Annotated in this window: 18 protein-coding genes; 12 read left to right on the top strand and 6 right to left on the bottom strand. The window is 36.8% G+C overall.

What is annotated here, in order from left to right:
• The first annotated feature begins 225 nt into the window (after nucleotides 1-225).
• Both FLS47_RS13575 and katG read left to right on the top strand, forming a co-directional pair.
• A complete protein-coding gene (locus FLS47_RS13575) occupies nucleotides 226-1,104 on the top strand; it encodes an IS982 family transposase (protein WP_149914901.1) in 879 nt (292 codons plus the stop codon).
• Between the two features lie 241 nt (nucleotides 1,105-1,345).
• The gene (katG, locus tag FLS47_RS13570) at nucleotides 1,346-3,628 is read left to right on the top strand and encodes a catalase/peroxidase HPI (RefSeq protein WP_149914900.1); all 2,283 of its coding nucleotides are present in this window, start codon (nucleotides 1,346-1,348) and stop codon (nucleotides 3,626-3,628) included.
• 80 nt (nucleotides 3,629-3,708) lie between these two features.
• Here the strand turns inward: katG and FLS47_RS13565 are convergent, their stop codons facing one another.
• Complete coding sequence (locus tag FLS47_RS13565) at nucleotides 3,709-7,092, bottom strand: TonB-dependent receptor (RefSeq protein WP_149914899.1); 3,384 nt, start codon at nucleotides 7,090-7,092, stop codon at nucleotides 3,709-3,711.
• 475 nt (nucleotides 7,093-7,567) lie between these two features.
• On the opposite strand from FLS47_RS13565, the gene FLS47_RS13560 reads away from it, so the two are divergent.
• From FLS47_RS13560 to FLS47_RS13545, 4 genes are all read left to right on the top strand, one after another.
• The gene (locus FLS47_RS13560) at nucleotides 7,568-10,126 is read left to right on the top strand and encodes a TonB-dependent receptor (protein ID WP_223225286.1); all 2,559 of its coding nucleotides are present in this window, start codon (nucleotides 7,568-7,570) and stop codon (nucleotides 10,124-10,126) included.
• A 146-nt stretch (nucleotides 10,127-10,272) separates the two neighbouring features.
• Nucleotides 10,273-11,310, top strand: a complete 1,038-nt coding sequence (locus FLS47_RS13555; RefSeq protein WP_149914898.1) for a UDP-glucose--hexose-1-phosphate uridylyltransferase — start codon at nucleotides 10,273-10,275, stop codon at nucleotides 11,308-11,310.
• Nucleotides 11,311-11,313: 3 nt separating this feature from the next.
• Nucleotides 11,314-12,471, top strand: a complete 1,158-nt coding sequence (gene galK / locus FLS47_RS13550) for a galactokinase (RefSeq protein WP_149914897.1) — start codon at nucleotides 11,314-11,316, stop codon at nucleotides 12,469-12,471.
• Nucleotides 12,472-12,504: 33 nt separating this feature from the next.
• Nucleotides 12,505-14,181, top strand: a complete 1,677-nt coding sequence (locus FLS47_RS13545) for a sodium:solute symporter family transporter (protein ID WP_149914896.1) — start codon at nucleotides 12,505-12,507, stop codon at nucleotides 14,179-14,181.
• Nucleotides 14,182-14,246: 65 nt separating this feature from the next.
• Here the strand turns inward: FLS47_RS13545 and FLS47_RS13540 are convergent, their stop codons facing one another.
• The 3 genes from FLS47_RS13540 to FLS47_RS13530 all read right to left on the bottom strand — a co-directional run bounded on the left by FLS47_RS13540 (nucleotide 14,247) and on the right by FLS47_RS13530 (nucleotide 15,815).
• The gene (locus FLS47_RS13540) at nucleotides 14,247-14,891 is read right to left on the bottom strand and encodes an MgtC/SapB family protein (protein ID WP_149914895.1); all 645 of its coding nucleotides are present in this window, start codon (nucleotides 14,889-14,891) and stop codon (nucleotides 14,247-14,249) included.
• 70 nt (nucleotides 14,892-14,961) lie between these two features.
• Complete coding sequence (locus tag FLS47_RS13535) at nucleotides 14,962-15,510, bottom strand: DUF1543 domain-containing protein (protein ID WP_223225285.1); 549 nt, start codon at nucleotides 15,508-15,510, stop codon at nucleotides 14,962-14,964.
• Complete coding sequence (locus FLS47_RS13530; protein ID WP_149914894.1) at nucleotides 15,510-15,815, bottom strand: hypothetical protein; 306 nt, start codon at nucleotides 15,813-15,815, stop codon at nucleotides 15,510-15,512. Before FLS47_RS13530 ends, FLS47_RS13535 begins: the two co-directional genes overlap by 1 nt.
• 91 nt (nucleotides 15,816-15,906) lie before the next feature.
• Here FLS47_RS13530 and mazG point away from each other — a divergent pair, with 91 nt between their 5' ends.
• The gene (gene mazG / locus FLS47_RS13525) at nucleotides 15,907-16,716 is read left to right on the top strand and encodes a nucleoside triphosphate pyrophosphohydrolase (RefSeq protein WP_149914893.1); all 810 of its coding nucleotides are present in this window, start codon (nucleotides 15,907-15,909) and stop codon (nucleotides 16,714-16,716) included.
• Nucleotides 16,717-16,791: 75 nt separating this feature from the next.
• On the opposite strand, the gene FLS47_RS13520 is transcribed toward mazG, so the two are convergent.
• On the bottom strand, nucleotides 16,792-17,022 hold the full coding sequence (locus FLS47_RS13520; protein WP_149914892.1) for a hypothetical protein: 231 nt from the start codon (nucleotides 17,020-17,022) through the stop codon (nucleotides 16,792-16,794).
• 67 nt (nucleotides 17,023-17,089) lie between these two features.
• Here FLS47_RS13520 and FLS47_RS13515 point away from each other — a divergent pair, with 67 nt between their 5' ends.
• Genes FLS47_RS13515 through FLS47_RS13495 form a run of 5 tightly spaced genes read left to right on the top strand, consistent with a single transcriptional unit; the run spans nucleotide 17,090 to nucleotide 21,683 of the window.
• Nucleotides 17,090-17,596: a pyridoxamine 5'-phosphate oxidase family protein gene (locus FLS47_RS13515; protein ID WP_149914891.1), complete on the top strand. Its 507-nt coding sequence runs from the start codon at nucleotides 17,090-17,092 to the stop codon at nucleotides 17,594-17,596.
• A gap of 48 nt (nucleotides 17,597-17,644) precedes the next feature.
• Nucleotides 17,645-18,346 (top strand): ABC transporter ATP-binding protein, encoded by a 702-nt coding sequence (locus FLS47_RS13510; protein ID WP_149914890.1) that lies wholly within the window; start codon nucleotides 17,645-17,647, stop codon nucleotides 18,344-18,346.
• A complete protein-coding gene (locus tag FLS47_RS13505; protein WP_149914889.1) occupies nucleotides 18,327-19,277 on the top strand; it encodes an HlyD family secretion protein in 951 nt (316 codons plus the stop codon). The genes FLS47_RS13510 and FLS47_RS13505 overlap by 20 nt, the downstream gene beginning before the upstream one ends.
• 1 nt (nucleotide 19,278) lies before the next feature.
• A complete protein-coding gene (locus FLS47_RS13500; protein WP_149914888.1) occupies nucleotides 19,279-20,412 on the top strand; it encodes an ABC transporter permease in 1,134 nt (377 codons plus the stop codon).
• A 2-nt stretch (nucleotides 20,413-20,414) separates the two neighbouring features.
• Nucleotides 20,415-21,683 carry a TolC family protein gene (locus tag FLS47_RS13495; protein WP_149914887.1) on the top strand — a complete coding sequence of 423 codons (1,269 nt, stop codon included), beginning with the start codon at nucleotides 20,415-20,417 and terminating at the stop codon, nucleotides 21,681-21,683.
• A 17-nt stretch (nucleotides 21,684-21,700) separates the two neighbouring features.
• On the opposite strand, the gene FLS47_RS13490 is transcribed toward FLS47_RS13495, so the two are convergent.
• Nucleotides 21,701-21,895 (bottom strand): transposase (locus tag FLS47_RS13490; RefSeq protein ID WP_149914886.1); only part of this gene is annotated, 195 nt, incomplete at its 5' end.

Genomic DNA, 21,895 nt, shown 5'->3' with positions numbered 1-21,895 from the left:
ATAATCGGAAACCCCTTCTGGAATAATGAGAGGCATTAAAGCTTTAAATGAATCGTGCATCTGAATAATATAACTAGGCAAATATCCGATTATTTTTCATCTACTCCACAACTTTTGTACATGATCCCATTATGATTTAGGGAAATAAAAAGATAAAAGAGACAAAAAAAAGTTGTTCATCACGCTGATAATCAGTAAATTGTTTTAACTACAAAACGATTTAGGATGAACAACTTACTAGCAAATTACGAAAGAATATTGGGAGTTTTAAGAAAAATATCGACAGACAGGCAATTGCCCATGCAGCGCAGACCTCCAGCCATGAGCGACCTGGAGATCATTAGTCTTAGTTTAACAGCCGAACACATGGGTATTGACAGCGAGAACGACCTTTTCCGGAAGATTCCCTCTTGTTTGGGCAGTAAAATCGACCGTTCTGTATACAACAGACGAAAAAGAAGATTGATGCCTTACCAGAATTCCATACGTTTGAAACTTGCCGAATCGTTCAATGGTTCCCAAGACATATTCATTGTCGATAGTATGCCTTTGGAAATTTGTAAGATGGCTCGCAGTTCCCGCTCAAAAATATGTAAAGAGGAACTCTACAGTATGCCAGCCAAAGGGTACTGTGCTTCGCAAAAGACGTACTATTATGGTTATAAACTTCATGCAGTCTGTTCATTACAGGGTGTCTTTCAATCGGTTGACCTGACCCCAGCTAACGTGCATGACATTCATTACCTAGATGATATTCGTCATCAGCTCTCGGACTGCACCCTGCTGGGTGATAAAGGGTATCTGTCCTCAGCGGTACAACTGAACCTTTTTGAATCAGCAAACATCCGATTGGATACGCCAAAAAGAAACAACCAAAAGGGCTATAAACCTCAATTCAGCCTGTTCAGAAAAGCAAGGAAACGAATCGAGACCTTATTCTCGCAAATGTGCGACCAATTCATGGTTAGGCGTAACTATGCCAAATCTTTTGACGGTTTCAGGACTAGGATCTTAACAAAGATTACCGCAATGACAGTCATTCAGTACATCAACAAAAATATATTCGGCAGGAATATCAATAATTTAAAAATCAGCATTATTTAAAATGCACAACGGGTTTCAACAATATTTATTTCAAAATGTTTCCGAAAACCTTGTATAAACTAAACAATGTCAGAAGAACCCTGAAACCGATCTTACTGTATAGATTAGTTATATAACACATTTAAATTATATAGATTTTATTTATCATCAATCAACTTATATTATTTCCTAAGACAATGCATTCTCTGTAAATTTATATCAAATCACAACAAAAGAATTTTAAAAAATAAAGAGAAAGTATATGGAAAACAGTTCAAATGACATCAGCAAATGTCCATTTCACAATGGCTCAATGCAAAAAAATAATGCGGCTGGACGAGGTACGCAAAACAAAGATTGGTGGCCAAATCAATTAAATTTGAACATTCTTAAGCAACATGATACAAAAACTAACCCTATGGATTCAGATTTTGACTATGCTAAGGAATTTCAATCTTTGGATTTTGAAGCTTTAAAAGCTGATATCCGTGCTTTAATGACCGATTCGCAAGATTGGTGGCCAGCGGATTTTGGACATTATGGACCATTGTTTATTCGTATGGCTTGGCACAGTGCTGGTACTTACCGTATCCAAGATGGTCGCGGTGGTGGCGGTGAAGGTCAACAACGTTTTGCTCCTTTGAATTCATGGCCTGATAACGTTTCTTTGGACAAAGCTCGTCGTCTATTATGGCCAATCAAACAAAAATATGGCCGTAAAATTTCTTGGGCTGATTTAATGATTTTGACAGGTAATGTAGCATTAGAATCGATGGGCTTCAAACCGTTAGGTTTTGGTGGTGGTCGTGCTGATGTATGGGAACCTAATCAAGATGTTTATTGGGGTTCAGAAAAAACTTGGTTAGCAGGTGATATTCGTTATGGTAAAGGCGGTTCTACGGGCGTAGAAAGTGGAGAAGGTGACGGAACAATTATTGCCGAAGACACAAATAGTGAAAAACATCAATCCCGCGATTTAGAAAATCCTTTAGCAGCGGTACAAATGGGACTTATTTATGTAAATCCAGAAGGACCAGACGGTAATCCTGACCCATTAGCTTCAGCTAGAGATATTCGTGATACATTCGCAAGAATGGGGATGAATGATGAAGAGACATTAGCTCTAATCGCTGGTGGACATACTTTTGGTAAAACACATGGTGCTGCTTCTGCAGATCATGTAGGTGCTGATCCTGAAGAATCGGATTTGGAAATGCAAGGCTTAGGTTGGGCAAATTCATACGGTTCTGGTAAAGGTGGCGACACGATCACTTCAGGATTAGAAGTGACTTGGACAAGTAAACCAACGGAATGGTCCAACTTATTCTTAAGTTATTTGTATGGCTTTGAATGGGAATTGACAAAATCCCCTGCTGGAGCACACCAATGGGTTGCGAAAAATGTAGGTGAAATTATTCCACATGCGCATGACCCGAATAAAAAATTAAGACCAACAATGTTGACATCAGATTTGGCTTTACGTTTCGACCCAGTTTACGAAAAGATTGGACGTCGTTTCTTAGAGAATCCTGATGAATTCGCGGATGCTTTTGCTAAAGCTTGGTTTAAACTGACCCACCGTGATATGGGACCAAAGTCTCGTTATCTAGGCCCAGAAGTACCTGCAGAGGATTTTGTATGGCAAGACCCACTTCCTGCAGCTAATCACGAAGTTTTAAGCGATGCAGACGTAACATCTTTAAAAGCTGAAATTTTAGAGTTAGGATTATCCGTTTCAGAATTAGTATCCACCGCATGGGCTTCGGCTTCAACTTTCCGTGGCTCTGACAAACGTGGTGGTGCAAATGGTGCTCGTATCCGTCTTGAACCAATGAAAAATTGGGAAGTAAACAATCCTGTGCAATTAAGTAAAGTCTTAACGGCACTTGAAGGCTTGCAAGTTAAATTCAACCAATCAGGTAAATATGTATCATTAGCAGATCTAATTGTTCTTGCTGGTGCTGCGGGCATCGAAAAAGCAGCAAAAGACGCAGGACACAATATTACTGTACCATTCCTAGGTGGTCGTACGGACGCTACCCAAGAACAAACTGATGTTGATGGGTTCAAATGGTTAGAACCAGTTGCAGATGGATTCAGAAATTACCGTAAATACAGTAACCTAGCTGTTTCTACAGAAGAATTATTGATTGATAAAGCACAGCTTTTGACATTAAATATCCCAGAATTAACAGTTTTGTTTGGAGGTCTTCGTGCAATCAACATCAATTACAATGGTTCAAACCACGGAATTTTCACTGATCGTCCAGGACAATTGACGAACGATTTCTTCGTGAACTTACTTGACATGAGCACGCAATGGAAGGCGATGGATCACTCAAAAGAAACCTATTTAGGCACTGACCGTAAGACTGGACAAGCAAAATGGACTGGAACACGCAATGACTTAGTATTTGGTTCTAATTCCGAATTGAGATCTGTAGCTGAGGTGTATGCTTCTGCAGACGCTAGCGAAAAATTTGTTAATGACTTCATCGCTGCTTGGAATAAAGTGATGAATGCCGATAGATTTGATGTAGCATAATACACACACACTTCTTTATAATGTAAAAGCCCCGCAATTCAATAATGCGGGGCTTTTTGATGATAGTCTATATTATTTTCTTATTTGAAGATATAACGTAAACCAATTTGCATTTGCCATGTAGTACTCAAGTTACTTACATTTTGGAATGGTGTTGTCTGTAATTGGTTGTTAATTACATTCATGTTAAATTCTGGAATACCGTTTGCAGGTGTATTTGCGTTATTTAAAACTGGATTACCTGAACTAACTCCTTGAATCTTTTTATTTCCAATAACCATTTGAGCATCATTCAAACGACTTTGAATACCCCAGTTCTTGTTTAATAAGTTACCGAAATTGATAACATCTAAACTCAACTGTAGTGTATTTTTCTTATTTCCAATATTCGTATATAAATCTTGTAATACACGTACATCAAATCTATTTAACCAAGGCATTAAGAATGCATTTCTTGGCAAATATTTACCAGCGTATTTATCTAAGTTATTTTCTTTCACGAAATTACCAAAAGCATCACGTTGCTGTTCAGCTGTGAAGATTACATCTCCAGCCAAATTAATACGATCAACAAAAGTTAACGTACTTAAATCTTTTGGCAAATACATTAAGTCAGCATTTTGACCGTCTCTATTGATGTCTGAATAGTAAGTATAAGAGAATCTTCCTTGCGCCGCACCATTATAATAAACACCTACAGTAGTTGCCAAGTTATTTGCGTAGCTAATTCTATAACTCAAGTTTGCAGTCACACGGTGAGGAATAGCGAAAGCAGAAGGATGAAGAATTTGATCATTTGGACCATTCACGCTTGGTGAGCCTCCCCATGCAGAAGATGCGCTTGATCCAGCATTAGCCGAAACTTCTCTAGCATCTGCGTAAGAGTAATAAATACCTCCGCTGAATCCTTGATAATTTGGTACCGTAAGTCCTAAAGTAGCACTTACAGCATGACCTTTGACAGTTGTGTTAGTCAACACAGTTGCATTATTTGCGCCAATTGCTGAATTGTATGCACTACCATTAATTCCTGAAGGATAGAACGCTCTATTATCACCTAAATTACCTTCTGAAGCACCATAATTCAAGAATGTATTTGCTGATCTACGATTAGCTCCTAATTGGAAGATTCCATTAACATCTTTTGTGTACATAAAATCACCTGTAAGAACGAATGGAGTATTCGGGATTTGATAATCACCACCTAAACTTGTTCTCCAAATCATTGGCATTTTGAAATCTCTATCAACCAATGCAAATGAAGAAGGCGCTCCGTCTTTTGGTGTTTTAATGAATACGCTTTCAGCTCCAGCTGGAACATTATTTAAATGATAGTATGGATCTGTATTGAAACGTACATTGTTAATCCAACCTGCAACATCATTATAGCTACCTGGTTCAATAGTATTTTGTAATACACCAGCATTAGTAGGCATATTAGTTAACCATACAAATGGTACACGACCCGAGAATAATCCAGTTCCACCACGCAATACCAATGAACGATCTTTGAATACATCGTAATTAAATCCTAAGCGAGGAGATAATAATATTTGAGATTTTGGCCACAATCCAGAATTGTAGTTTCTAGGATTACCATTAATGTCTAATAAGCGCAACTTATCTATAGATGGATTCGCAGTTAACTTATTCAAGTAAATTGGCAATTCTGCACGGATACCATATGTTAATGTAAAGTTATCAGCAACAGACCATCTGTCTTGAGCATATAAAGATGCTAAACCAAAATTGATTCTTGAATACGTATCTTGACCTTCATATGGATATGTCAAACCAAACATAATTGGAGCAACTTCAGCAGATGTACCTGTTTTTAAGAAATCCTCGACAGATGCATATCTGTAATACGAAGTACCCATACGTGTATACGAGTTACCAAAATTTTGAATTTCAAAAGCAGCACCAAATGTGAAGTTGTGCTTATCTGCTTGTAAGTTCAAGTTATTCGTGAATGAGTAGTTATTATTAATTACATCATTGTTGTAAGAAAACAACTCCGTACCAAAACTCATATAATTCGTACCCGTTGCTGAACCATCCCATATGTCCACAAAAGGGAACAATTGATTGCTTGGCGTACTACGTGTGTCTTGAATACGTGTATATGTAGCTAAGAATTGATTGGATAATTTAGAATTGAAGTTGGAATTTAATTCGGCTGTAATAGATCTTACAACATTTTTGAATGCGTAGTTAGCATTTTCAAAAGCGATAGAATTTTGACTTACACGGTTTACAGTACTTCTTGGGTATGGCCCAGAGTTACCGTTCGCAACTTGCATTGAGTTTCCAATAACTTGGTTGTAGCGTAATGCTAATTTGTGAATATCATTAATATTCCAGTCTAGACGAACCAAGAATTTTGTACTTCCCTCTTCCGCTTCATTCGCGTAGCCTTCGTATCTTCCTGGATCGTATCCCCATTGATTGATCAAGTGATTTTTGACAGCGTCAAGATCCGAACGTCTTGGACGTGCAATATTGTTATTTGGATCGGCAACACCATTTTCTGATGCTTTCCAAAGATTTGCTCCAGAAGCATTTGCCCCTGTCGCTTCTTCTCTTTCTGCATTTACAAACAAGAATAATTTATCCTTTACAATTGGTCCTCCCAAAGTGAAACCAAAGTTTTTCTTTGTGGCATCAATTTTCTCTAAAGTAACATCTTCGATTTTACGACCTTGTAAATTTTGATTCTGAAGGAAGTAGTATGCTGATCCTTCGATATTATTAGTACCCGATTTAGTAACGGCATTAATACCAGCTCCTGTGAAACCAGACTGCGTAACATCAAAAGGTGCAATATTTATTGTAATTTGCTCAATCGCATCCAATGAAATAGGCTGAGAATTACCTCCCGGAAGTGGGCTATTACTCAATCCGAAACCATTGTTAAAATTAGCACCATCAATCTGTAAGTTATTGAAACGTGCATCTCTACCTGCAAATGAGTTACCATTTGCTTGAGGCGTCAATTTCGTAAAATCAGTGATACTACGATTGATTTGAGGCAATTCTTGAATTTGTTTTTGACCAATACCAGTAGAAGCACCAGTTTTGTTCACATTCGTACCCCTTCTACCTGTAACAGTGATTTCATCTAATGCTGTTGCAGATTCACCAAATGTTGGATTCAAAACAAATGGCTGCCCTAATTGCAAATAAACATCTTCGAAAACCAATTGCTGTTGACCAACATAACTTACCTCAATACGGTATGGTCCTCCAACACGCATGTTTGCCAAATTGAAGCGTCCTTGCGCATTTGCAGAACTGGAATAAACTGTTCCTGAAGGTAAATGTGTTGCTTTGATAGTTGCTCCAGCGGTGAATTGACCTGAGGTCTCTGTTACAACTCCAGTAAGGCTACTGGTGGTTACTTGTGCCTCTACCACACCATAACTGGCAAGCATTAAGGCGAAAAAAAGTAAATTTTTCTTCATGGGTTTTTGTTAAGCTAATGTGTTGCAAATTTAAGACTAAGTTTTAACACATTTTAACAGTTAACATAAACTTAATATAATAATAATCCACAAATACGATTGATTTTGATAATTATCAAAAATATATCATATTTCATTTTCAATCTATTTAAATAATGACTTAAAAATTGAATATTTCATAAAATTATTCAGAATATTTTTTTTAACAAAAATCGCACAGCATAAAATATTGCATTAATATGATTTTCCACATTACAATCATATCAGAATAGGCACTGAAGCAGATTTGGAGTAAAAAATTGGTTTCATTTATTGTTAAAATTTTAGTTTATCAAACAATTAAATTAAAATTTGAATAAATGCAAGGCGGATCTAAATAAGTTTATATTATTACTAATTAAAAGAATTTAACATTATTTTACATCCAAAACAATTTAGTTACCTTTGAAACCAATTTACTATTTATCTCTAAAAGATGAACAAAAATTCAACCCTCTTGTATGCCTCTGTGGCATTCATGCTTACCAGTAATGTTGCATTAGCCCAACAGGTAATCACTGGCAAAGTAACTGATGGCAATCAGCCTATTGCTGGCGCCACAATTGTAGTTGCAGGAAGTACACAAGGCACGTCAACCGACGCCAACGGAAACTTCACCTTAACTACCAACCAATCTAACGGCCAACTTCAAATCAAATTCATCGGCCACGAGTCTCAACAAATCAATTTCTCTTCTACAGCTCCTATCGGTACGATTGTATTGGTACCTAGTAACGAACAGTCTATTGATGAAATTGTAATCGTAGGTAGAGGTTTGATAGATATCGCTGAAGATCGCTTAACTCCTATCGCTGTATCTACAATCTCTAGACAGATTATTGAGGAAAAAGTAGGTGGTCAAGATATTACGGCAGCATTAGTTAATACACCTTCAGTGTATGTAACTAGTCAAGCAAGAGGATTTGGTGAGTCTTCTATGACAACACGTGGCTTTGACCAATCCAATACAGCTTTCTTACTGAATGGACAGCCGATAAATGGTATGGACAACGGACGTGTATATTGGTCTAACTGGAATGGCTTATCTGATGTAGCATCTTTGGTTCAAATTCAACGTGGTCTTGGTTCATCAAAACTAGCTATTTCATCTGTAGGTGGTACAATTAACTTTGTAACCAAATCTACTGAAATGCAAGAAGGTGGATTTGTAAAACGCACTGTAGGAAATGATATGTTGCGCAAATCGACAATCGCCTACAATACGGGTTTGATGGCAAATGGTTTTGCGGTATCGGTAATGTTCACAGACTGGAGAGGTGATGGATACATGGACAAAACTGGTGGTGCTGGTCAAAACTACTTTTTATCAGTTGGATACAAGGTAAATGACAACCACAACTTAAACTTTATGGTAACTGGTGCACCACAATGGCACAACCAAGGTTATACAGCAAGTTTGCAAAATTTCTTAGACAACGGTAGAAAATTCAACGATAATTTAGAAGTAATCAACGGTGTGGAAATGAATCCACGTAAAAACTTTTACCACAAACCTGTAGCTAACTTTAACTGGGATTGGAAAATTTCGGATAAATCAGCTTTATCAACTGTTGCATACGCATCAATGGCGCGTGGTGGTGGTCAATCCCCACGTACAGACGCTACTTCTGCTAAAGTTCCTTACTTAGCTGCAGATATGAACAATCACCAATGGTTTGGTATTGTATCAAACTACAACCGTGATTTAACAGAGAACTTAAGCTTTAACTTAGGCTTTGATTTACGTGATTACAAAGGCACACACTATAGACAAGTTACTGATTTATTAGGTGCGCCAAGCATCACACATCAAATCAGAACATTAGTTCCTGTTACAAGAACTGACTATGTTACTTCAAATGAATTCACGACTAATCCATGGAAAACTTGGACAAATTCGGCGAAATCAAAAGAAGATCGTCTAGCATGGGAATATGATCAAACTATCCGTTACGGTGGTCTATTCGGTCAAATGGAATATGCCAAAAACGGATTTACTGCATTTGTACAAGGATCTATCTCACAGCAACAAAATATTCGTGAGGATTTTTACCAATACGAAGTCGGACAGCAAAAATCTAAAACTGTTAACAACTTTGGTTACAATGCAAAAGGTGGATTAAGCTATACATTATCTGGACACACCTTATTTGGTAATGCAGGATATTACTCACGTCAGCCATACCAAAATAACATCTTCATGAACTATGCGAATGACATAAATCCGTACGCATTCAATGAAGAGATTTTAGGTCTTGAATTGGGTTACAAATTTGCATCCACTTATTTTGATGTAAATCTAAATGCTTACCGTACTACATGGGCTAACCGTGTAACTGGTAGTTCATTTATTGCTGCGCAAAAAGATATCACAGATAACAACTACGACCCTACTTTAATCGCTGTAGGTGATTTGATTTACCAAACTAACTACGGTGTGAAACAAGATCATCAAGGTTTAGAATTGGATTTCGCAGCTCGTCTTTTCACAGGATTCACTTTGAAAGGTTTTGCTTCAGTAGGTGAATGGATCTACGATGGTAATGCAACGACTATTGCAAGAAATGAAGACCGTCAAGTATTAGGTACTTCAGATAGAAACCTATCAGGTGTAAAAGTAGGCGATGCTGCACAAACTGCCATAGGTGCTGGATTCAGATATTCTATTATCAAAGATTTATCAATAGATGCAGATTACAGATTCTACGATAGATTATATGGTGCTCTTCCTACGAATGGTTTACAGACTTTGAGATTACCTTCTTACGATATAGTGGATGCAGGTATTTCGTACAAAGTTGCTATTAGCCCTAAAAATACAATGAGCTTCCGTGTAAACGTAAACAACTTATTTGATGAATTTTACATTTCAGAAGCAACATCATATAGAACTGCTGGCGCCAATGATACAGTTTGGAAAGGTGTTAACACATCAAACTACGTATTAATGGGCTGGGGACGTACATGGTCTGGTTCTGTCAAATTTACATTCTAAGAAATATCACACACTAGATATTTATCTCCATTAGGGGCTTCTAATTAAGTTTAGAAGCCCCTTTTATTTTTTGTGCAAATAATTTTAATTAATTCTTAAAAGAAAAACTTTTTTTGCTAAATTGCCCCCCCAATAAACTTGATCACATGTTAGACCTTAATCAACCTCACCACCGTATTAATATATTGACGGGTGAAAAAGTATTAGTTTCGCCTCATAGGAATAACAGACCTTGGCAAGGAAAAGTGGAAGATGTCGCTACAGATGACCGACCACAATACGACCCAACCTGTTATCTGTGTCCTTCCAATAAAAGAGCAGATGGCACCGAAAATCCGGACTATAAGGATACCTATGTATTTACGAATGACTTTTCAGCGATACTTCAAGATACGCCTGAAGGCAATTTCAATAATTCGGATTTATTACAAGCGACAGCAGAGCGCGGTATTTGTAAGGTAATTACCTTTTCCCCGAGACATGATTTGACATTGCCCGAAATGGATGTTCCCTCAATCCTTAAAGTGGTAGATCTTTGGCAAAAAGAATTCAACGAATTATCTCAAAATGAATGGATTAAGTACATTCAAATATTTGAGAATAAAGGAGCGATAATGGGCTGTAGCAATCCGCATCCACATGGTCAAATATGGTCGCAAAGTTCTTTACCGAATGAAATCTTAGTGGAAACAGCCAAACAAAAAGAATATTTTGATAAAAATGGTGTGTCACTATTAAAAGCATATTTAGATTTAGAATTAAATCTAAATGAACGTATTATAATTAATAATACGTATTTCGTAGCCTTAGTACCATATTGGGCAACTTGGCCATTTGAAACAATTATTATAAGCAAAAGACACGTTCAAAATATTGGTCAATTCTCAGCGGAAGAAAAAGAAGATTTAGCCAAAACATTGCAGGAATTGACGATTCGATACGATAATATATTCAGCACTTCATTCCCATATTCGGGAGGAATGCATCAAGCTCCCATAAACGATGGCGATCATGCAGAATGGCATTGGCACATGCACTTCTACCCTCCACTATTGCGATCAGCATCCGTAAAAAAATTCATGGTAGGTTACGAGATGTTAGGTGGACCGCAGCGTGATATCACTCCTGAAACTGCAGCTGAAATTATTAAAAAACAAAGTACAGTACATTATAAACAAGCATAATATATGAGTCTAGTGAATCAAGTTAAAGACACTTTCCAACGTGTCTTTAACAGCGAACCGCAAATTGTTGTTAAGTCGCCTGGGAGAATAAATGTTATTGGTGAACACACGGATTACAACAATGGCTTTGTGCTACCAGCAGCTATCGATAAGGGTGTATACATTGGTATTTCTTCCCGTGATGATAACAATATTGAGTTGTATTCTGTTGATTACAATGAAAAATATAACACCGATACGACGACACTAACATTTGGCCCTGAATTGTGGACAAATTACATTTTAGGTGTTACACGCATTTTAAAACAAAAATTTGAGGGGATTAAAGGGTACAATTTAGTTGTTGTAGGAGATGTTCCTCTAGGTTCGGGACTTTCATCATCTGCTGCACTGACATGTGCGACGTCATTTGCGCTTAGCAAATTATTCGATTTGAATTTAAGTAAGTTAGATATAGCAAAGGTAGGTCAGCAAACAGAACATGAGGCTGTGGGTGTACGTTGCGGAATCATGGATCAATTCGCTTCCGTGTTTGGGCAAAACAATAGCTTAATCAAATTGGATTGTCGTAGCCTAGAATACGAGTATATTCCTATTGAATTAGACGGTTATGAAATTTTATTATTGAATACCAATGTAAAACATTCTCTAGCATCCTCTGCCTACAACAAAAGACGTGAGGCATGTGAAGCGGCTGTAGCATTAGTAAAAGACAAATATCCTCAAGTGGAATCATTACGAGATGTTTCGGTAGCACAATTGGACGAATTAGTGAAAGATGTATCTGCTGAATATTACCAAAAATCAAAATTTGTAGTTGAGGAAAATGAACGTTTGTTAAAAGCAACAGAAGCTTTAAAAGCAAACGATATTGATTCTTTAGGAAAATTACTATATAATGCACACTGGGCATTGAGTAAAGAATATGAAGTGAGTTGTGATGAACTTGATTTCTTAGTATCGACAGTTGCTACATATCCTGAGGTTGCTGGCGCACGTATGATGGGTGGTGGCTTTGGTGGCTGCACGATCAATATTATCAAGGAAGGAAAATCAAAAGATGTAATTGATAAATTAAGTAATTTGTATTTTAATAAATTTAATTTAAATTTAATCCCGATTAAAGTATCTATTTCAAATGGAACACACGAAATCCTTTAATCACCTAAACATTTTAATAACCAATTAAGTATTATGCAAATTCAAGATTACATTGTTTTTTTCGTCTACTTTATCATTGTGGCGGGATATGGCTTATATATTTACTATAAGAAAAAATCCGCTGTTCAAGATTCAAAAGACTATTTTTTGGCAGAAGGCTCATTGACATGGTGGGCTATTGGAGCCTCACTTATTGCGTCCAATATCTCTGCGGAGCAATTCATTGGAATGAGTGGATCTGGTTTCAAGATCGGCCTCGCAATTGCAGCGTATGAGTGGATGGCAGCAATTACCCTAATTGTGGTAGCCATATTCTTTATGCCTGTCTATCTCAAAAATAAGATTTTCACCATGCCACAGTTCCTTCATCAGCGCTACAACAGTACGGTAGCTATGATTATGGCTGTATTCTGGTTGATGTTATATATCGTTGTGAATTTAATGTCTATTTTATTCTTGGGTGCTGTAGCCATTGCAGGTATTTCAGGATTAGATATTAATGTTTGTATTATCTTGTTATCCGTTTTTGCTGTTGTAATCACATTGGGTGGTATGAAAGTAATTGGATATACGGATGTGATTCAGGTAGTCGTACTTGTTATCGGTGGATTTGTAGCCACGTACATCGCATTAGATATTATATCTGAAGGTCAAGGTTTCCTCTCTGGATTGACCAAATTAAAAGGTGGAGCTTCTGAGCACTTTGATATGATCTTTACGAAAGATAAAGAAGGTTATATGGATTTACCTGGTATCAGTGTATTAATTGGCGGTCTTTGGATTGCGAACTTAAGCTACTGGGGCTGTAACCAATACATCACGCAACGCGCCCTAGGTGCCTCATTAGATACAGCACGTAACGGATTGTTATTTGCTGCATTCTTAAAGATGTTAATGCCTTTGATTGTTGTTATTCCAGGTATAGCAGTTTATTATATCATTAAGAATGATATGAGTGCGATTAACCCGGATTTATTATTGACAGGAAGTGGTGTTCAGGATCCAAACAAAGCATACTCTTCTCTATTGACATTATTACCTACAGGTCTTAAAGGTCTTTCTTTCGCAGCTTTGACAGCAGCAATTGTAGCATCACTAGCAGGTAAAGCTAATAGTATTGCAACAATCTTCACACTAGATATTTATCAAAAGGCGATTAACAAAAATGCAAGTGAGAGCAAATTGGTAAATGTAGGTAAGATAGCGGTAATGGTATCTATGTTATTGGGTACGTTATTAGCTTTATTAGTTGGTAACTCATTAATGGGAGAAGGAAAACAAGGTTTCCATTACATTCAAGAGTATACAGGATTTGTATCCCCAGGTATCTTTGCAATGTTTATTTTAGGATTCTTCTGGAAGAAAACGACTTCAAACGCAGCTTTATTTGCGACTATTGGTGGTTTCATTTTTTCAGTAATATTAAAGTTCTCAGGACAATTGATGGATTTAGAATTCCTTTCGGCAATAAACTTCGCAATCCCGAATGCTGCTGGCGTCTACGAAATTCCTTTTATGGATAGAATGACCTTAGTATTTGCATTCTGTGTGATTGGTATGGTAATCATCAGTTTATACGAAAATGCAAAAGGTGTTGTTCCTAATGGTCTAGAAATTGACACCAAAATGTTTAGAATGTCTCCTACTTTCTTAGTATTATCATTACTAATTATTGGAGCAACTGCAGCATTGTATATCGTTTTCTGGTAAGAATATCTTTTATGCAAGGTATAAAAAATGCGCTCGAATGTATCGAGCGCATTTTTTATATAATACTACATATTGCTAAATGCATAAACGTATTCCAACTGAATGATGGATTCATTTAAATGTCGTACAACCTTTCGCTTTCCCGATACTTCAAAAATGACCTCTAGCCTATTATCATCCTTTTCCATACCTTTCCTTACTGCATCTACTTGATGTGTTTCCAAAAATTGTTCGAATGCACGTAAATGCGAAATAGAATTATCCTTGAATGTTATATGCAACGTACGTGTTAAAAATACACGAGCCAACAATTCCTCTATTTTTTGGAAAAGTGATAAAATAATTACCATTACAATAGCAAGGCACACGCCCAATGTGAAGTCACCAAATCCTACCAACATTCCAATTGCCGCCATTGTCCAGATTACAGCCGCTGTTGTTAACCCCTGCACCGAGAATTTCCCTTGGTAAATAACACCAGCTCCAAGAAAACCAATACCTGTTACAATATTCGCGGCGATTCGGTCATCCGAAATATCACCTTGCTTGGATGCTAAAGTAAATATAGTCGCACCAAAACAAATTAAGATAACAGTTCGAAAACCCGCCGACTTGTTTCTGTACTCTCTTTCTAAACCTACTATAGCGCCACAGCCTATAGATACTAAAATAGCTTGAAAACTTTCATTTTCAAGGAAAAATTCCAACATATTTGTCCTTTTTAATTATCTATCAAATAAACAGAATAATTTAGACATTAAATATTCTCACAATAGATATTTAATTCAATTCACTCAATTTAATGTAACCTGTAACTAGGTCATCCTCTTTGCTTGGAGCATGAGATTCTACAATATGCAAACTGTATTTATCCCTGATATGAATTGGCAATACATCACTCACTAAATAAATATCATCTACGTCGATACCGTATTTATTATCTACGTGTGGTTCGGAATGATGTTTATAGAAAGTATTATCTATCGCTAATGCAATTGCTTCCTCTATTGACTTAGCTACGACTAATTGTTTGTAATGATATTCTTCCATATCATTGGGTTTATACCCACCTAAATTCAAAAAATAGAGATTCAGCTCATTTTGCTTAACCCCATTTCCCCTAACAACAATTCTTATTTCATAATTTCCTACCCGACTCACAGCACGATAAGAATCAATATGTAGCTTTTCTCCAGCCTCTGGCCAAAAGTCGTACATGGATTGTTTTAGACTCAAAAGATCAGTACCAACATTAAAAAACACATCGTGTTGCTCGATATGACGGTTAGGAAGATTACATCCTAAAATTACCATGTAGAGATTCATCATTAAGTTTGAGATTTTGATTTTATCTCTAAGTTAATGATGATTTCTCTTTTTTTACCTTCGACCATAGAAAGATCGCCAACTACAAAAACTCCCTTTTCATCAGTGCGCTGATTTCGCAAGCCATATACTGTAGACTCGTCGCTCGGATTTGTTATACCTTCATAACGATACAAGTAATCAATAACATAATCTTCGGCACTGAAGAAAAGCTTATCAAAATCAATATTAAAATCATGCGTGTAACCCAATCCATGCAATTCATTCAATGCTGCGGCAGTAGACAAGTAATCGTATTTAGTTTCCATATTTTTCATTTTTTGTTACTGATATAACAGCCAAGCATATGTTTGTGTTTAGAATAACTGCATTTATCGTAAATTTGCACAAAACAACATTATGGCACATCAACCTCCCGAAACTCAACACACGCCTTCCCTAGCATTCCAACGATTAGTTAGCATCATGAATACTTTACGTCTTGAATGTCCTTGGGACAAAAAACAGACAATGGAAAGTCTACGTCACCTCACTATTGAAGAGATGTACGAATTAGCGGATGCGGTATTGGAAAAGGATTTGGACGAAGTCAAAAATGAGCTAGGTGACTTGTTGATGCACCTTGTTTTCTATGCGAAGATAGCGGAAGAACAACAGGCCTTTGATATTACTGACGCCCTGAATGCAGTTTGTGATAAATTGATCACACGTCATCCTCATATCTATGCGGATACTCAAGTCAACGATGATGAAGATGTAAAAGCCAATTGGGAACAAATAAAATTAAAAGAAGGTAAAAAATCAGTCTTAGCTGGTGTTCCCAAGTCTCTTCCTGCCTTAGTAAAAGCTTACCGCATTCAAGATAAAGTACGTGGTGTTGGTTTTGACTGGGAGGACAAAACGGAAGTATGGAAAAAAGTCGAAGAGGAATTGCAAGAATTCAAAACCGAGTATAATATTGTAGAAAATCAACATGTAGATCTCGAAAAAGCAGAACAAGAATTTGGCGATTTGCTATTTGCGTTAACAAATTATGCAAGACACATTGGTATCAACCCCGAGAATGCTTTGGAACGCACGAATAAAAAATTTATCCGTCGATTCACTTATTTGGAAGAGCAAGCTGCTGCGCAAAATTTGAAATTACAAGATATGAAGTTAGAAGAGATGGATGTGTTTTGGAATAAAGCTAAATCCAAAGGTTTATAAACGCAATACATTTTCTGCAATACAAAGGTTGGATTAATGTCCAACCTTTGATTGCAGTAATTTTATAAAATAAAACTAGCCTTTCGTTTCTTCAGTTTTAAAACTGTTCCTCTCATTATTGATGTGATAAGTAAAATTTGTACAAATAATCACATCATTCGCATCAAAATGCTTTACAATACCATTACTTTCTAAAGTAACTACCCAACAGGAATTTTGATGCATTCCATAATCGATGATAAATAAAGTGTGACCTTTTCCCAACGGTGTATCTACATAGATAGTGGGATTTAATTGTAAAATCATAAATATTGACCTCCATATTTAAAACATATTTATAAATGGATTTGTTTTATGTTAAAACAATTAAAATATGAGCACAGAAAATTTAAACAACCAAGAAGCTATTGAAAAATTAAAAGATTTAGTCAACAGCATAGATGTCGCAATGATGGTTACTTACCCAAAAGATACACAGTATCCTTACATGACACCAATGAGTCGCCAAGAAATCGATGACGAAGGAAATATTTGGTATTTGATTTCATCCGACAGTGAGACCTATCAAAACTTACAAACTGATAATAAAATTTCACTGGCATTTGGAGATCCAGGATCCTATACTTTTCTAAGCATTGATGGAATTGCTGAAGCATCCAGAGATCAAGAACGCATTGAAAAATATTGGAACAAATTTGTTGAAGTATATTTTGAGAAAGGAAAAGAAGATCCATCGATTCGCGTATTGAAAGTAACGCCTTTAGATTCACATTATTGGGATACCAAAACCAATAAATTTATGACTTTGCTGAAAGTAGCCTCATCTGTGATCACAGGAAAAAAAGTAGACATTGGTCGTGAGGGTGAGGTAAATATTTAATATATTTATTGTGTTTCATAAAATGTACGCAAAGTCTACACCCTACTGATGGAAAATGAAATCGTAAAACTCAATCAAGTAAATAAAATTTATAAAACTGGAGATACGACTATCACTGCTTTAGATAAGACTTCGATAAGCTTCGAAACAAATAAATTGACACTAATAATGGGGCCTTCTGGGAGTGGAAAGACAACGTTACTTTCCATCCTGGGCTGCGTCATATATCCAACCTCTGGGGAGGTTTTTTATAAAGGTAAGGAAATCACAAAGCTCAAAGAATCCGAACTAGCTAATCTACGATTGCACGAAATAGGATTTGTATTTCAACAATTCAACTTGATAGAACCATTGAATGCATTAGAAAATGTAATGCAGCCATTGGTATTACAGGGTGTTTCAAAATCCGAAGCAAGTGAAAAAGCAAAAAAAGCATTAGGTGAAGTTGGGCTATCTGATAGGATGTATAATCTTCCAAAAAAATTGAGCGGTGGTCAAAAACAACGTGTTGCAATTGCTCGTGCATTAGTGACTGATCCTGCTATGATTTTGTGTGATGAACCCACAGCTTCTTTGGATGCTAAGAGTGCTGAAGTCATCATGAATGAACTGAAATCTCTTGCCTCACAAGGCAAAGCCGTGATAATTGTGACGCACGATTTGCGTTTACGAAAATTTGCGGATAAAATTATTTATGTGGAAGAAGGACAGGTTTCAAATACAATAAAAAATGAAGAAGATTATAAATAAATTGCAGTTCATACTTATGCTCTCTGTCTTGGCGACAGCTTGTACTTCTGACAAAAAAGAAGAAGAAAACACCAAAACTAATGCAGAGATCTTACAAGAAGTGACTGAAGTCAAAGCTATTGGCAAGGTTGTATCAGCGGATGATTATGCTGTAATCGCGAGCGCAACAGCCGGGCAAATCAGTAATATATTGGTTCAAGAAGGCGACTCTGTTCAAAAAGGCCAATTACTTTTAGAATTAGGAGCTGGAAATTCTTCATTGGATATTGATGAAGCAAAAGCGCAACTGAATAGTCTTCGCGCGCAAAATAAAACAGTTACAGAGGATATTGCGAAAGCTGAAATCTATGCGCAAGAATTAAAAGAAAAGTATGAAAATTCCAAAGCGCTTTTTGCTAAGAATGCAGAAACTAAAGAAAAGTTGGATGCAGATTATTCAAACTGGCAACAACAAGAAGCTAATTTGCGTGGTCTGAGGCAGTCGTTAAAAGCGCAAAAACTTACAGAAAATGAAAAACAAATTCAAATAAATAAGGCGCAAAATACAATTGGAGACTATAGTGTAAAAGCATCAGCAAGTGGTGTCATTACTGACCTGACTGCCCGATTGGGACAAAGTATTGGTTCTGCTGAAGAATTAGGTAAAATCATTAATATTGAAAACCCAATTGTCGAGGCTGAGGTGGATGAGTTGTTTGCAGGTGATATAAAAGTTGGGCAAAAGGTATTTGTATTTCCTGTTGGAAGAAAAGACACGATTGCTACAGGCGAAGTCTATTATGCGAACCAGATTCTGTCTAATAAATCCATTCTTTACGAGACAGCAAATGAAAGTGAAGACAGACGTGTACGTAAAATAAAGGTTAAACTGAACCAAAGTAGCAACCTTATAATCAATGCAAAAGTCGAGTGTAGTATAAGAATCCGATAATATGCTTGGACTTGCTTTTAAATTCATAAAATACGATCGCGCTAAGAGTGTCGGAATTGTCACAGCGATTGTGATTAGTATATTTTTGATTGGTCAGCAGCTCAGCTTGCTTTTCTTTTTGATGGGATTGATGGGAAATTTAGTTGGAAATGCTCCTGTAAAAGACAACCAGCTTTGGATCATTGAATCCCAAAGTACAAACATTAATGCGGTCAATGCGATAGACCAACGTTTGGTGCAACAAATCGCTAGTCTTCCAGGCGTCGAATCTACACATCCCGTGATATTAGCTGCTGGACAAGCCTCTTTCTTAGATGGAAAGACCGCTGGCGTTACTTTAGTTGGGACAAACTCCCCTGAATTCATCATGGGACCTGTTTCGGCAAAAATAGAAGAAGGTAATATTGCAGATCTCATACAACCATTTTCGGTGACTGCCGAACTTTATAATGCGAAAACATGGAAAACTGATCTTTTCGTAAATAAACCCATAGAAATTAATGGAAAGAGTGCGAAAATTGGTGTTATCACCAAAAATGCACAAGCTTTTGGTGCAAGCTTGATGTACACGTCCATGGAGAATGCAATTGTTTTGGGGAATGCCTCCCCTTCAAAAGTGAGTATAATCATTGCTAATCTTAATGATACCGCATCCAAAGCACAAGTTCAACAAGATATAGAACAGCTATTTCCTCAACTAAAGGCTTGGGATGCTCAAAAACTGAAAAATTCTACTGTCAAAGAAATTTTGATTAGTTCAAATATGGGCATGAGTTTCGGAACATTAGTTGTTTTCGCAATGATCAGTGGTTTCTTTATTATTGGACTCACATTGTATTCCTCAGCCTTGGACAGAATCAAAGATTATGGGACATTGAAAGCTATCGGAGCTACCAAAGGCTATGTAAACAAACTAATTATTGCACAGGCTTTCCTTTACGCAATCATCGGTTATTTGATAGCGATGTTGCTATTGGTTGGATTTAAATTTGGTGTTGCCAACTCGGGATTAGCCATTGTAATAACACCTGGATTTGCATTGTTTTTGTTGTTCATCACGCTTTTGATTTCCGTTGGCGGCTCATTATTTGCCGTTCGCAAGATTGCTAAACTCGAACCCGCTTCTGTATTTTAATTATGAAAAAATTTATCCCCTACATATTTGCAATTATCCCCTTTGCGCTACAAGGGCAAACAATGAGTATACAACAGCTTTGGGAGAATGCAGATCAAAATTTGAAATACCAGCAAAATCAAGTTCAAACGCAAGTCATAAAACAAGAATTGCTCGAGATTAAATCGAATCGAATACCGATATTTTATATTGATGCGAATTTGCAGCGAAACCTAATTATTCCAACAACACCTGTTCCAGCTATTGCATTTGATCCGAATGCGCAAGAAGGCGCGATAATACCATTAAAGTTTGCTACAAAATGGTCTTCGAAAGCGGGTGTACAAGTCGAATGGAATATATTTGATCCGAAGCGTCGCGTGGAAGAAAAACAAAAGGAGCTGGAAATCCAAAAGTCAGAATTAGAGCAAAAACTTACTTTACAAAACTGGAAAAAAGACGCTACCCTCGCCTATGCCTCTATCGTGTTTGCTACAGAACAATATAATCAGGCACAAGAAGACACAAAGCTCTATGAAGAGATCGTATCCATTAATAAAGAAAGATACGAAGCAGGACGAGAACCGTCCACTAACTATATTGCGGCACAACAAGAATTGGAACGTCATACGATACAAGTATATGATGCTTGGGCCGTATTGCAGGAAGCTGATTTAGAGTTGCGCAGATACAGCAATCTGGATACGATTCAGCATATTTCCTCTAATTTTGAAGATATACGAAATAGCCTTCAAAACTTTGACCATACAAACTACGAAATCGCTTCATTAGAGATTGATAAAAGCATTTCGGATTTGCAATTGGCTTCAGTCAAGAGACAATTATTACCAACGCTGAGTTTTAATGGTTATCTCGGACAGCAATATTTCAGCAATGAGTTGAAGTTGGCACGTAAAGAAGAGTGGTTTGGCAACAGCTTTGTAAATATGGCTTTACGAATTCCGCTTTCTGGCTATTTCACGACGCAGCCAACGATACAAAAAATTGCATTGAATGCTGATTTGATCGGTAAACAGATGCAAGATATTGCGCGCAATGACAATATCGATGACACACAGCGGAAACTTAAAATTACGGCAGCAGAAAGGAAAATTGATTCTTTTCGAAAAATAGAAAAACTTGCCCTGCAAAATAAAAATGAACAACACCAAGCTTATAAAGCAGGTAGAATACTGTTAACAGAATATAGCCAAGCGTTGATGGCCTATAAAAAAGCTAAACAAGATATTTGGCAAGCAGAATATGATATATTACAAATTCTGATAGACTAGTAACCTGAATTCGATAATTAAAAAGCGTACAATTGGTTAGTTTTTACCGTTTGATATTTGATTGAAGGTTTCTTAGGGAAGAAATTGTATGCTGCTAATCCAGCTAAGATATTTACGATAAAGTTGATGAATGAACGATGTCTTGAATGCTCAATCTGACAGATGTTTTTAAGTTCGTCGTTCACAGTTTCTATAACTGATCTTTTTCTAAG

Origin of the sequence: Sphingobacterium cavernae (genome assembly GCF_008520265.1) — a bacterium.
GTDB classification, from domain to species: domain Bacteria; phylum Bacteroidota; class Bacteroidia; order Sphingobacteriales; family Sphingobacteriaceae; genus Sphingobacterium; species Sphingobacterium cavernae.
This window is presented reverse-complemented; position numbering and strand designations above follow the sequence as displayed.